The sequence below is a fragment of the Mucilaginibacter sp. P4_G9 genome (assembly GCF_056400985.1).
Genome location: NZ_JBFUKF010000119.1, coordinates 1 through 14384 on the forward strand (window position 1 = coordinate 1; position 14384 = coordinate 14384).

General features: G+C 40.1%; 10 protein-coding genes. 2 read left to right on the forward strand and 8 right to left on the reverse strand.

The window, feature by feature from the left end:
- Positions 1-515: 515 nt before the first annotated feature.
- Positions 516-1139 (forward strand): porin family protein, encoded by a 624-nt coding sequence (locus AC1DPZ_RS12330; protein ID WP_477403692.1) that lies wholly within the window; start codon positions 516-518, stop codon positions 1137-1139.
- Between the two features lie 132 nt (positions 1140-1271).
- Here AC1DPZ_RS12330 and AC1DPZ_RS12335 read toward each other — a convergent pair whose 3' ends face one another.
- Positions 1272-2576, reverse strand: a complete 1305-nt coding sequence (locus AC1DPZ_RS12335; protein WP_477403694.1) for a glucosidase family protein — start codon at positions 2574-2576, stop codon at positions 1272-1274.
- Positions 2577-2841: 265 nt separating this feature from the next.
- On the opposite strand from AC1DPZ_RS12335, the gene AC1DPZ_RS12340 reads away from it, so the two are divergent.
- On the forward strand, positions 2842-3576 hold the full coding sequence (locus tag AC1DPZ_RS12340) for a GntR family transcriptional regulator (protein ID WP_477403696.1): 735 nt from the start codon (positions 2842-2844) through the stop codon (positions 3574-3576).
- 163 nt (positions 3577-3739) lie between these two features.
- Here the strand turns inward: AC1DPZ_RS12340 and AC1DPZ_RS12345 are convergent, their stop codons facing one another.
- The 7 genes from AC1DPZ_RS12345 to AC1DPZ_RS12375 form a co-directional block, all read right to left on the reverse strand.
- A complete protein-coding gene (locus AC1DPZ_RS12345; RefSeq protein WP_477403698.1) occupies positions 3740-5371 on the reverse strand; it encodes an alpha-L-fucosidase in 1632 nt (543 codons plus the stop codon).
- 91 nt (positions 5372-5462) lie between these two features.
- A complete protein-coding gene (locus AC1DPZ_RS12350) occupies positions 5463-6995 on the reverse strand; it encodes a SusD/RagB family nutrient-binding outer membrane lipoprotein (RefSeq protein WP_477403700.1) in 1533 nt (510 codons plus the stop codon).
- A gap of 18 nt (positions 6996-7013) precedes the next feature.
- Positions 7014-10463, reverse strand: a complete 3450-nt coding sequence (locus tag AC1DPZ_RS12355) for a SusC/RagA family TonB-linked outer membrane protein (protein ID WP_477403702.1) — start codon at positions 10461-10463, stop codon at positions 7014-7016.
- A gap of 18 nt (positions 10464-10481) precedes the next feature.
- Entirely contained in the window at positions 10482-11519 is a 1038-nt protein-coding gene (locus AC1DPZ_RS12360; protein ID WP_477403704.1) for a FecR family protein, read from the reverse strand.
- Positions 11520-11592: 73 nt separating this feature from the next.
- Entirely contained in the window at positions 11593-12219 is a 627-nt protein-coding gene (locus AC1DPZ_RS12365; RefSeq protein ID WP_477403706.1) for an RNA polymerase sigma factor, read from the reverse strand.
- Between the two features lie 187 nt (positions 12220-12406).
- The gene (cysQ, locus tag AC1DPZ_RS12370) at positions 12407-13189 is read right to left on the reverse strand and encodes a 3'(2'),5'-bisphosphate nucleotidase CysQ (protein WP_477403708.1); all 783 of its coding nucleotides are present in this window, start codon (positions 13187-13189) and stop codon (positions 12407-12409) included.
- Positions 13190-13582: 393 nt separating this feature from the next.
- Positions 13583-13894, reverse strand: a complete 312-nt coding sequence (locus AC1DPZ_RS12375) for a hypothetical protein (protein ID WP_477403710.1) — start codon at positions 13892-13894, stop codon at positions 13583-13585.
- Positions 13895-14384: the final 490 nt, after the last annotated feature.

Consider the following 14384-nt stretch of genomic DNA (forward strand, 5'->3'; position numbering starts at 1 on the left):
ATAAGTTAAAATAATTGCCTTTTGCCAATCACCTTTGATAAATCAAGGGAATAATTCTAGTTGGGCCTTGGGCAATTTAAAAAGGCAGGGAACTAATACGACGAATGGTTCTACTAAACCAGAAATGACAAAAGTTCACCCTGCCTTTTTTATAACTTATCCACAAACTTTTTAGTTTTTAACACCCCCCTGCACCCCCCATTATCAACAATAACAATTCTTATTAATTTGCTATTCTAAGACCAAAGGCARTGACATGGCCATTTTTTCAAGGATTATCCTGGTGGTTACTCGCAATGACGATCAGGAGGCGGTTGTTGATTAACAACACATAATATTCTATAAAATGATATTGGTCTTTTTTTTTAACCGCCTGTATTCCGCTTCCGGCGCAACTTTGCCCGCTTCGGTTATCTTTCTCTGTTAAGGTAACCAACGGCACCGCATCTTTGAATCAAATAACACGATCAGCCCCGGGCTGCAAACAAAAAAATCACTGATAAAAAAAGAAATTTATGAAAAAGTTAATCTTAGCTGTACTTATTCTTACATCCGCGAAGGCCTTTAGTCAAACAACTCCAACTCAAACAACACCGGTTCCCGAAGAGAAAGGATTCCTTAAAAAGGTCGGGAGCCGTCTTGAATTTGGAATCAAAGCAGGTGGTAACTACAGTAATTTTACCAATGCCAATTTTTCAACGGATCCACTACCTGGCTTTAACGCCGGCCTTACCGTAGCCTACAAATTTACCGACAATTTTATGGTGCAGGAAGAATTCCTTTATTCATTGCAAGGTGCTAAAGTAAAAGCCGGCATCCTGGGTACCCAGGATATCAAACTTTCTTATGCCTCTGTTCCAATCCTGTTCAAATACCGCGCTAATTCTGGCTTTTATGTTGCAGCTGGTCCGCAGGCAGGTTTTAAAGTAAAGGAAGACATTGGAGGCTTAACTGACACCAAATTTGCCAAAAAAGTTGATTTTGGCGCTGTCGGCAATCTTGGCTACCAATCTAAAATGGGTTTAGGAATAGACGCAAGATACTATTACGGCATACAAAAAGTGTCTGAAACRCCATCTGCTGTCCTGGGCGATTTTAAGAATAATAGCATACAAGCAAGTATATTTTACGTTTTTTAAATCAATAATTAAGGCCATTTACCCCCTCATGACTATGATCCCGGTTGCAAATTGCGCCGGGATTTTTTGTAAGTATTGTTTTAAGAAATTTATTTGACTGAGTTGCTATTTATTTTTTAACAGACGCTTACTTTACCGGCTATTATTTTTAATAGCCCACTGTTTTAAAACAGTGATGGCATCATACAAAACGCCGGCCTCACCCCTAAAATCACCCGATCCTTTTGGAGCACCGGTTTGCACATTATACCATTCAAAAAAACCTTTGTTAGCCAGTGCCCTGTCAATCATTGGCAACAATTCTGTGTAAGCATCATCAACATAGCCGTAATCAATCAAAGCACCTATCATACGACCGCCAAACCAAGTCCAGTCGCCCCCATTTTGGTAATTATATGGCTGCATATTGGGGTACTGTTTGGCCGGGTATGATGGGTAAACCGTAATGCCAATTGTGGCATGCTTTTCTTTAGCAGCACAAGCAACCATTTGCCTGTTTATTTCTTTAACCTCGGCAGGTGTATTAAAGCCGGCTAAAATGGCACATACAGAACCACCTGTGTACAATAGCTCTTTTTCGTTAAAATCAGGCGAAAAAGGGCTGCCATTTAGGTAGATGTGTGGTATATACTTTTGAGCTGMAGTATCCCACAGGTATTTACGTACGTTTTTGGTGATACCTGACGCAACCAAGGCCCAATCCTTTTGTGTTTTGTAATTTTTAGGTTTCATGGCCAGGAAATCGTGAATAGCCTTTACATACATGGCATTATCATAAATATCAATTGCCCATTTGGTTTTATCGTTAATGGCGACACCCCAACCTGTTTCTGTTTGCACGTCTCCCCAGTCTATCGTGGTGGCACCCGTTACAAGACCATATTTAACCGACCACCTGTCCTTTTGTATATAACTAAAGGCATCTTCCATACGCTGAAGCACTGTTTTACCACCAATAACTTCGTTAAGAATGGACGTGTCGCCCGTTACATCAATATATTTTTTTACCGCCTGAACCAAAGACGATTCCTGGTCGGTTTCAACAGTATTTTTATGAGCCGCCCATCCGCGCAGCAACGGCGAATACCGGTATTTGTAATCTACATGTGCTTTCGCGCTATCCACTACGCCATCAACTATATTGCCGTCCCCACCCTGCATTTTAAAAAACATCAGGAGATTGGTTTTCACTTCTTCTTTAGGATGCACTGTAAGTGACCCTTTAATAAAGGTATTAAAATCACGGATCCATACTTCATTATAGGATGTGCCTGCAGAAAAACCCGAAAGTAATTTTAAAGCCCTTGCCTGGATGGTATCCAATCTGTTGTCAGAAAGGATAGCTTTCGCTAATTCTGATTTGCGGGATACTTGCGCGTTAACATTTGAATTGATAAAAAAAGATAAAGAAATAAAAACGGGCAAAAGTAGTTTCATGCAGGAATGGATTTAAGGCATCAATAAGGATTTGCCGGGAACTAACACTTTGTTTATATGTACAAACATAAAATATATTCCAAATTCCTACGACATATTTTACCAAAAATCACCCTAACTTTAAGTTAGCATGCATTGCAAAGAACAAGCTCAATAATTATTTGATAATTATCGATATATATAGATATAACCATTATTATGTTCGTCCATTAATCATTTAATTTGCAATACATATTGCTAGTAAAATTTAAAGAAATACCGAGATATGAAACTTGCCATTGACCATAAAAGCGCCGTCCCACTTCATATACAGGCCGAAAATTTATTAAGGGAACTTATCAAAGACCCCGAATACAAGTCTGGAAAACTATTACCAAACGAAGTGGATCTGGCAAAAATACTGGCTATTTCAAGGACCACCCTTCGCCAGGCCATTAATAAATTGGTTTATGAAGAGTTGCTGATCAGGAAAAAAAGATTGGGAACAAAGGTGGCTCCTCCAAAAATGAGCTCAAAATCAATGAATTGGCTAAGTTTCACACAGGAAATGCAGGCGCGCGGCATTCCGGTTAAAAATTATGAGCTGCACGTTAGCTGGGTATATCCGGATGAGTTTATCGCCAATTTTTTTGATATAAAAACAGAGAAGAAGATCATGAAACTTGAGCGGCTCAGGGGCAATGCCGAAGAAGCATTTGTTTATTTTGTGTCTTATTTTCATCCAAGGATAGGCCTGACCGGCGACGAGGACTTTAAAATGCCATTATACGAAATGCTTGAGCGTGACCACTCCATAGTAGCCAACTTGTCAAAAGAAGAGATTAGCGCAAAAGCAGCTGACAAACTTATTGCCGGCAAGCTGGAGATTGACCCAGGTAGCCCGGTACTTTTCAGAAAACGTTTTGTTTTTGACCAGGGAGACCGGCCAATGGAATATAACCTGGGCTATTATAAAGCCGAAAGCTTTATTTATACAGTTGAAAGCAGGCGCAACAGTTGATTATATCTGTAAAATCTCATGTGAATTTTGGACCGGGCATTTATATAACGACGTCTATTAGATCAATAGGATTTTTTTTATCTTGAAGTGGCCATGTATTGTTGAAAAGCAATCGGAGTATAAATACCTAAAAGCCAGACCCTTTCGTAGCTTTTATTTTTTATTACCGTTTCAGGAGCTTGCTCTCCCCTTCTATCTCCACATTGGCTTGCTCAACCATGGCTTTATATTCATAGTTTTCTTTCAAGGGTAAAGTTTGCTCAAAAGAACCATCAGGTTTAATAGCTACCCAGGTGCCAGCCGTCCATTTGCCGGCATAAAGCGTTTCAACTTGCCCCTTGTATGGCCGATAATCAAAGCGGGCTTTCTTAATAGATAGGTCTTTGTAGTAGTTTAATACCCTGCCCTTTAAAACAACACCACCTTTAACCAAAGTAGTACTCCCCGTTTCAACTAAAACCGCTTCTTTAAATGCCGGGGCAACATTATCCAACTTAATAACTACCGGATTGGGCCAGCGATGATCATCATAAATACGCTGGGCTTTCACTACCGATACTTCCAAACCCTTTGTTGTTTGCCGGTATCGGCAACTAACATCATCGTTTTTATACTCAATTACCTGGCTGTTTTGTCCTAAAACACTTATTTGGGTATTGGCCGTGCTGATAGCAGAACGGATCAGGAATGTCTTGCGGGTACCCTCCTTCCAATCCTGCGCATCAGTAACGATGGCATAAAGCGTATGCCCGTTTTTTGATGTAAACCAGGTATCTCCCTCCTTACTCACCACCCAGCTGCGTACGTCATCAATGCACTCATGATTTACAAAATACCATGCCGACATTTCGCGCAGGCGCTCTTCCTGCTCTATCGGCAATTCACCATTGGGTTTGGGGCCAACATTCAGTAATAACGAGCCGCCTTTAGCTCGTGCCTCAATCAATAAACCTATCAACTGACTGCCCGATTTATAGCGTTCATTGGTTGGCTGATAACCCCAAGCAGTACCCATAGTGATGCAGGATAACCAGGGCTCATTGATCATAGCGCCGGGCATAATCTGCTCAGGCGTTTTGATAGCTCCACGGGTGATCAGCAGGTCGGGCTGTAATTTCCAGCAGGTTTGTTTTACTATTTCTTTAGGGTCGCCATCAATAAAAAGCACATCTATCTTACCATATTTGGTCATTAGCTCCTCGCATTGCAGCCGGGTATAGTCATCATATGCCTTTCGGGTGGCCGCATCCATTTTCACATCGGTTCTGCTAATAGGGATCTGATGATCCCGCAGGAAATTAAAATCCTCCGGTGAAAAATAAAAGCCAACCTGCAACCCTGCTTCGCGTGTAGCATCTACAAACTCTTTTAACAGGTCTTTTTTATAAGGGGTATGAGTGATATTAAAATCAGTTGTTTTGGTATCCCACATACAAAAACCAGAATGGTGTTTGGTGGTAAACACAATGTATTTCATGCCGGCCAGTTTTGCTAAAACAGCTATCTGGTGCGGATCGAACTTTGAAGGATTAAAAGTTTTGGGAAGATCATTAAAATACCTGTTCACATAATCGTTCCTTGCTCCTACCAGCGAATGGCTGATAACCACACCTAACTGCCCATCCATACTAAAATGGATAAACAAACCCAGACCCGTATTTTTAAGCCAAAGTTCGCGTTCGGGTTTATTCAGGTTATAGTTACTGGCATTGTCATCTTTCACCAGGTCGTTTTGTGCCGAAGCGATTTGGATAAATAATATCAACAGCAGGAAAAAACAGTATGTTTTATACATCTTTAAAAATAATCAAAAAAATCAGGAAGGGTATACAACCCTCCCTGAAACCAACTGAAACCAACTTATTAATCAAATCACAAAATAAGCTTTATTGTTTATCCCACCAGATCCTGGTAAGGAAGTCATCCGCACCCTGCCGGGCTATAGCAGCTGCGTAAGATGCCGCGTTGAGATTTTGTTCCGATATCGGGTACAGCACCCTCCTGAATATTTTACCACCGGTTGCATTACCAACATAGTTATTAGGCACCAGCGCGGGATAACCTGTACGCCTGTAACTGGCAAATACTTCCTGCGCATCGGGGAATACGCCAAGCCAAAACTCTGTATAGATCTGTGCCATTTTTTGATCAAGCGTACCGGCCGAATTAAATTTGTGGTAGCTGATGTATGTATTGATCTGTGTATCAGTTATAGTACCTGCGCTACCGCCAATTATTGCCCATTGACGCATAGAAGCAGCTATACCGCTTTCATATAATGATGAAGCTGTAGCGCCACTATACCACCCTCTTGAGGCTGCCTCGGCTAACAGGAAATAGTTTTCAGTTGCTGTAAATACCAGGCGTGGAGAGTTTAACAATAATATGGTTTTAGGATTAGGCTCCGAGTAGGTTACAAAATCGGCAGGTTTTGTGTTTAGTGATGCCGGCATCCCTTTTTGTTTAGCAGCGGTTGTATCAGCTACACCCCCATTGTACACAATAGATACAACCCCCAAACGCGGATCTTTATTGGTTTTAAGATAATTGATAAACACATCCTGGTACTTACCCCCTTCGGTATTTGTAGTGCCATTTTGTGCTATATAATCATTATTCCAGAGGTCGTTTGCCAGTGGGTTTTTATTAATATCCTGGCCCGATCCTACATAAGGTATCAGAGCAATATCGGCATCATTTAAAATAACACCACCTGCAATGGCCTTTGTAGCCCAGCTTTGCGCAGATGCAATATCTACCTTAGTCATGCGCATAGCACATCTTAACATTAGGGAGTAAGCAAATTTTTTCCATTTATTGGTATTACCACTGTAAATTAAGTCTGCAACGCCAAATGTAGCCTTGCTTGCATCAAGACTTGCAGCCGCCTGGTCAAGCTCTTTAAGCATATCTGCATAAATATCCTTTTGGGCATCATAAGCCGGTTTATATAAGGCTCCATTATATCCTTGTGCAGCCTCTGAATACGGAATATCGCCATACAGATCGGTAAGCCTGCTAAAGCAGTACACCTTCCAGATACGGGCCTCGGCAACAAGATTAACCTGCGATGCATCAGTTCCCGCAGCCTTAATTACTTCAATCAGTTCATTGATCTCGTTGGGGTAAGCACCGCTGAATGCGGCTGCCGATTGCTGGCTTTGGCTCAATACATACTTTGACCCAAAACCGGCCACATCGTTAAAGCTGGTGGTATATTGCATAGTACCCAATAACAGATCGAGCATGCGGGCGGTGCCATCATATTCAGCCTTAGTAAACATGTACTGCGGAACTGCTTTTGGTGAAGCGTTAGGGTTAATGTTGAGTGTATCGAAATTTTTAGTACATGATTGTATGATAATAATGCCAAGCGTTAGCAGCAAACAATATGTATATTTTGTTATATGTCTTTTCATCGTGTTCAACTTTAAATATTAGAATTTAACTGAAAGGTTTACACCAAGTGAACGGGTACGGGGCAAGCCGATTGATTCGAAACCTTGTGTATTACTGTTGGTAAAGCTCTCCTCGGGGTCAAAATTGTCCGTCTTTTTGTAAAGCGTCCACAAGTTACGTGACACCAGCGAAATGCTTGCCGACTGAATATGAACTTTTTTAAGGTCAAGCGCAGGCAAATTATAAGACAATATAACCTGGCGAAGCTTTACAAAGCTGCCATCGTGTGTAAACAAGTCTGAATAAATTTTATAGTTATCATAATATGTACGTAAGCCACTTACCGGTACTGTGCGTGTATAAGCAGCACCTGTTTGGTCTACACCATTTAGCACTAACCCATTTTCACGACCAGGCAACGTTGATTTCATTAAACCTAAACGGGTAGCATACACTTCCATTAAAGAAAACACCTTGTTGCCAAACTTGCCATCGAGCAGGAAGCTGAACGCAAAACGCTTGTACCTGAATTCGTTGGTTAAACCCATGGTAAGCGGGGCAACGCTTTTGCCAAGCGGTTCATATGCCGATTGAACCGGCAGGCCGGTAGTTGCATTGAATACCACTTGTCCGCTGCTATTTTTCACCATATGTGTGCCATATAGGGTACCAAATGGCATCCCTTCTGTGTTATTTAATACTGCATAACCATTTACTGATGTCGCCAGTTGTATGGTCGACAGGCCAGGGGCGAGTTTTACTACTTTATTATCATTATATGCTACGTTATAGCTCGTGTTCCAGCTAAACTCTTTTGATTTTATTGGCGAACCGTTCAACAACACTTCGATACCTTTATTACGTACTTCGCCAACGTTAAGGATTACATTATTATAACCCGAAGTTGATGAAATGGCCGTATTTACAATATCGTTTGTAGTTTTACGATCATATACGGTAATATCCAATCCTAAGCGGTTTTGCAGCATCTGTAATTCAAGCCCTGCCTCTGTAGTTGTAGAGGTGTAAGGCTTAAGCGCGTTGTTGGTAATGTTATTACTGGTAACATTTTGCAGCGGTTGCCCCGCACTGGGAACATTGCTATAGGTAAGATTAATTACATATGGATCAGGAGCACCGCCGCCTACCTGCGCCCATGAAGCCCTTAACTTGGCAAGGGTAAAAAATTGCGGTAGCTTAACAGCATCTGACAATATAAAGCTACCACCTACGCTTGGATAAAAGATGCTGTTATTTTTAGGGCTCAATGTCGAAAACCAATCTTTTCGACCGGTAAACGATAAGAATAACAGACTTTTGTAATCAAAATCGGCCGAACCAAACACCGAGTTGGTTACTATTTTGGCGTAATAAGGAGTAGTTGACGTTGTAGCAAGGTTGGTTGAGCTGTAAAAATAAGGAATAACAAACTGCGAACCGTTTACTGTTTGCTGATTTGTTGTGTTTTTACGGCTATTTACACCACCTAATACCGCGCCATTAAAATCACTTACAATTTTTGTTTTGTATGATACCGTCACCAGTTCGTTGGTTTCAGACACATCCGACTTTATAGACTGGTATTGCCCATTGGGGATGTACAATGTGCCAGTCGGCAATATATTTGAATAATTGTAGTTAAAAAAGTCGCGGCTTAAGGTGGCTTTGAAAATCAGGTTTGATATCGGTGTGTACGACACCGAACCCTGGCCTATAAAACGGTCTTTAACATCATCTTCTTTAAATTTATTGATCACGAAGTAACCGTTTGAAGCGATGGCGGCATCATTCCAAACCTGCTCATTACCATTAGCATCATACCCAGGTTTAAGCCAGCGTACGTCAACGGTATTGGCAACCTCAAGCGGGGTCCAGTTAGGGTTGCCCAGTGCGTCGCCGGCACCTGTGCGATTATGGCCGGTTTCGATATTATATTGAGCTAATGCTTCAATGGAGATTTTGCTGTTTAACTTGCTGGTTAAAGCCAGGTTAAAGGTTTTACGATCATAAGTTGTACCTGGCAAAATGCCTTTACTATTCAGGTCGGCAGCCGAAAAGCGATAAGTTATAGCCTCGTTACCGCCTAAAAACGCCAGGCTATTGGTATAGGTGCTCCCGGTTTGATAAAAGTTTTTAAGGTTATCTTTTTGTGCCGTATAAGGATGGGTTTTGCCGTCAACAGCCATATAATCTGTCGACCCGTCAATTTTTGCCCCCCATGAACGCCTGCCGGTCCCCTGAGCGGTTGCCAGTGTTGTTGGTTTTACGCCACCGTCCCCCTGGCCGTATTCATATTGATAATCCGGAAAAACTGCGACATTGTCGTAAGTTGCGGTTGAATTAAACTCAACTCCTACTCCTTTTTGAACCCGTCCCTTTTTAGTAGTGATAAGGATAACACCATTGGCTGCCCGTGAACCATATAAAGCTGCCGCGGTACCACCCTTTAACACGCTGATAGACTCGATATCGTCAGGATTCAACGCTGCGATACCATCGCCACGGTCGACGTTATTGGTAATACCGTTAACAGTTGGAGCGCCACCTGGTACGCTATTGTCAATTGGCATACCATTTACTACGTATAACGGCTGATTATCGCCTGCAAGGCCTCCATTGCCACGTATAACTATACGGCTTGAACCACCAGGACCGGTAGATAATCCTGCCGCGTTAACACCAGCAACTTTACCGGTTAATGCATTGGCAACGTTATTTTCACGGGCCTGCGTAAACTCGGTTCCTTTAACTTCGGTTACCGAATAACCAAGCGATTTCTTTTGCTTGCTGATACCAAGGGCCGTAACTACAACCTCATTAAGCGTACTGTTATTTTGTTTTAGTTTTACCTGAACTGGTGAATTTAAATCGGTAATAGTAAGTTCTTCTTTATCGTAGCCGATGTAGGCCACCACCAGCGTAACCGGCTTGCCATTATATTTATCAGGTACAATAAGCTTAAAATTACCCGATACATCTGTTGAAGTACCAATTTTGGGATCAGCCTTTAAGTAAACGGAGGCACCTATAACTGGCTGGTTATCTTTTTCATCAAGCACCTTGCCTGTTAAAACAGCTGCAACAACAGCAATATTAGTGCCGCCTCCATCTTTTATAGAAAAAATAGAGATCTGGTTGCCGTTAATTTTGCGGTATTCGAGCTGAAAAACTGATAGTAATTGTTTCAGGTTTTCATCAAGATTAAACAACCTGGCATTGTTAAATAAGCTTGCTGATATAAATTTGTTATCCAGTAGCCCTTCCTGATAAGCAATTTGAACATTAAATTGCTTTTTAAGGTTTTCAAGCGCGTCTTTTAACAGCATCTTGCTTTCAACAGCCTGCTGTACCTGGTAATTCGGAGCTTTTGAATGGAACCTGTTATTGCTGGTGAACGCCAGCTGGGCATAGCCGTACACCGACTGGCCAAGCAGGACCAACAAGAAACAGCAACATTTTAAAAAAGTTGATAGGTCAAGTTTTCGCATAAATTATTTGTTTAGGGGTTAATTTTTAGTGATAGTTATATTTTTGTCTGAACGGGTGATCTTTACTGACAGCGTTGTTGATATGGTTTCCAGCAACTCCTCAACGTTTGATACGCTGATCTCCCCTTCTATCTTTAACCCGGCCAGGTCGGGATTTGAAAAATCAATATGGTAACCATAGTCATCAGTCATAATCTCACTGATTTGTGCAAGAGTGGCATTATTGAATGATAATTGGTGATTGGTCCACTCGGTTAGCTTTTCTGGCACAGCAAGCTTCTTTTGGGCAACCAGGTGTTTTTGCGCATACTCCACATAGTCACCAGGTTTCATGACCAATAACCGGTTATTCTTTAATACACTGTCAAGATATTCTAACCTTATTTTACCACTTACCAGGCCAATATTGGTTTTATTATGCCTGTTACGCACATTAAAGGAAGTGCCTAACACTTCAATGTTCACATCATTGCAATGCACAATAAACCGTTCTGTAGTTTTTATATGACGCGGATCTTTATTAAGATGCTTAACATTAAAGAAGCCTTCGCCACTGATCCAAACTTCTCTTGATTGTTTATCCCAGTTATTGGAGTAAGTAAGTTTTGAGTTTCCATTAAGAATAACAACCGAGTTGTCTGGCAATGTAACCGTGCGCAGTTCACCAAAAGCGGTAACTACTTCATTTTTTGAATTATATTTTATCATCCAGAAGGCTACCCCTGCTGATGAAACCAATAAAACCATTGCGGCTATGCGCAGGAACCTGTTGAGATAGAATATCTTTTGTTTTATCGCGCCTTTATCCTGTAAAGTGGTTTCAATTCGTTCCCAAACTTTTTGTTGGTTGGCTTCGTTTGTAAATACATCTTGTTTACGATAGGCCAGGATAATTTTTGAAGCCTCATCAACAATTTCCCTTTGGCCGGGATACAAAGCTGTAAATGATTGCCAAAAATTGGTGTCAGTAATAGATGGGCTAATTACAAAACGAAGAAAATCATCGTCGTCTAAAAAATCCTGTAAAGTGTAAGTGCTATATTTTGCAAACTCCATGCTATATAAGTTTCTGATTTAAACCTTATATACATGGTTATGCCGGAATTATCCCTCCGAGATGAAAAAAAACTTAATTTGTATACACTTTTGTACTCAAACAAGAATAAAGACCCAAAAAAATAACCAATTTGGATGTTTTTAACACCCCTTGCAGGTTATTGAATGCTTTATAAAGTAATTTATAAGTCGAGTTAATGTTAATTTCCATAATATCGGCAATTTCTTCATAGCCTAAACCTTCATAAAAGCGCAGATAGATGATTTCCTGCTGCCTTGCCGGTAAAGTTTTCACCACCGATTTTATTCTTAATTGTAATTCTCTTTCCTCCTCGTTGGCGATGAGCTGGTGATCAAATGAAATTTCGAAAGAAAAATTGTAACCGGTTTCGTCCTCCAGGTCAACAAAACGCGATTGGGATTGTATTTTGCGGAAAATAACGTTGCGAAGTGATTTATATAAATAGTTTTTTACTGATACCGGATTACCCAGGGTTGCCCTGTTTGTCCACAATTTAATAAACAGGTCGTGCACTGCATCTTCAATAATATTTACATCCCTGGTAAATTTATAGCCGTAATTATTGAGGATTTTAAAATGATCATTATAAAGCTGTGTGTAAGCGTCCCAGCTGCCGTTTTTAAAGGCAAGCCATATTGCAGTGTTATTATCATTAATACTTACAATACTTTCAGACATAATTGAATGAATTCTACCTACTTTTTAAAAAATGAAATTAAGTACAATTTAATAAATTATTATTAATCATTTTACGTAAACTTTAAATTATGGTCATTAAAAATGAACATTAAAAAAACAAAGAAGCAATTATTACGTTCAAAATAATATTATTTCCGGAAGGCGCAAAAGCTTAACTACCAATTAACTACCATTTAGTCTTTACCAAAAATCCACCATTTAACAGCGATGATTTATTGTATAAAAATGGTTCGCCAGCCGGGTTGCTCATCATAGCGCCGCTATAAGTCGCAATAGCCTGGCCTGCCGCAGTATCCCACTCCATAGTTGGGCCATGCCGGTAGTATATATGCGCTTTACCTTCGGCAATTAAACAAAATTTGATAGAACTGCCTACAGCTATGGTTTCTACAATAGGATATTGTTTCAGAAAAGCGATTTCTTCTGCCGATGAATGCGACCTGCTGCCCACAGCTATCCACTGCTTTGCATTTGTATCGGCATGGAGTTGTTGGGGTTCACCCTCAACAGATTCTTTCCAACTGCTAATGCCTGCACCTCCGTAATACAGTTCGCCTGTAACAGGCACATATATAATACCTAATACAGGTGTATTTTTATGAATCAGGGCAATGTTAACTGTAAACTCGCCATTATGCTTTATAAATTCCTTTGTCCCATCTAAAGGGTCAACGCACCAAAAGTATTCCCAATTCTTTCTTACCTCGTAGGGTATATCCTTCCCTTCTTCGGATATTACCGGTATGCCGGGATTTAAAATTGTAAGCCCCTTCATTATTATTTCATCCGAGATCCTGTCCGCGAGGGTTAATGGCGATCGGTCATCCTTTAAGGTTACTGCTATATCACCATCATTATAAATAGTAAGCATGCCTTTTCCTGCCTCTTTTGCAAGCAACAATAATATAGCCAGATCAATAGCCGGCAAACCTTCAAAATTTAACATCATATAAAAAAATCTTCAGGAATACACTTTTTCAATAATAACTATTGCTATCAGTATTTACACACAATCATGATTTTTATTTGACTATGGTATATGTTATGGCATTGGGTTGATTTATCTTTTTAGATACTGATTCAGGGCTTCTTTGCGGAAGCCGATAGCTATGGGGAATTAAGGAAACAATTATTAGACAGGTGCCCTATGGGCAGGCTGGCCGAAGTGGAAAATGTGCCAACGCCGCCGAGTTCTTTCCAAGTGACCTGTCATCATTCTTTAATGGTCAGCACCCGTTAATTAATGGCGGAGCTACAAATTAATAAATTGTTAATTCAACAAAAAAATCCGTTCACTCATTATGAATGGATTTTTTTATGAACCAATATTTTAACTGATTATTTAAGATGCATTTGCCAGCTTATAGCCAGGTTCGGCTTTTAAAGCATGTTTAACCGGTGGAACTGACGGGTCTTTATGTTTTTCCTTCAGTTTCTTAAAAATCTCAAAACTAAAAGCATCCTGCATAGGTAAATTATATTTCGCGATGGTAGCCGGGTGAAGTTGCAACGCTTCGATGGGAACTTTTAAATTCATATGATTAATATGCGTTAAACCGGTTACAACATCTGTATCAAATACAACAAAAGTATCTATTAAACTGCCGGTGGCATCTGTATAGATTACAGATTCATATTCATTAAAAGTTTTCATGGTAAATAAATATGCTTTTATAACAGGTGTTTAAAATAAATGTTTTTACAAAGCAATATAATAATTAAATTTATTAACTAAAACGAACTTAAATTACAACATAATCCTAAACCACTCGCTTCACCCTTCATAGGAAAAAAACTTTAATTATGCCTGTAAATTCTCGGGCTATATAGTGGACCGCCTTTACCGGGTTGGTAATTACTAAAATAGTAAAAATTATAGTACAATGGCTGCTTGTTTTTATATTATCTTCTATGTAACTTTATAACTATCAGTTAAATACTACTGATTGAACCCTAATCCTGTCAACCTTTAAATTCACATCTATGCCAAATCATCTTTCACCACTCGGAATTTTCCATACTGCCATTAGTGTACTTGCTGTGCTTTTTGCGCTTTATGCATTAATTCGTTACGGCAAAATAGATCCAGCAACCGGAAATGGTAAATTGTATATAATATTAACCGCAATTGGATGCCTTACAGC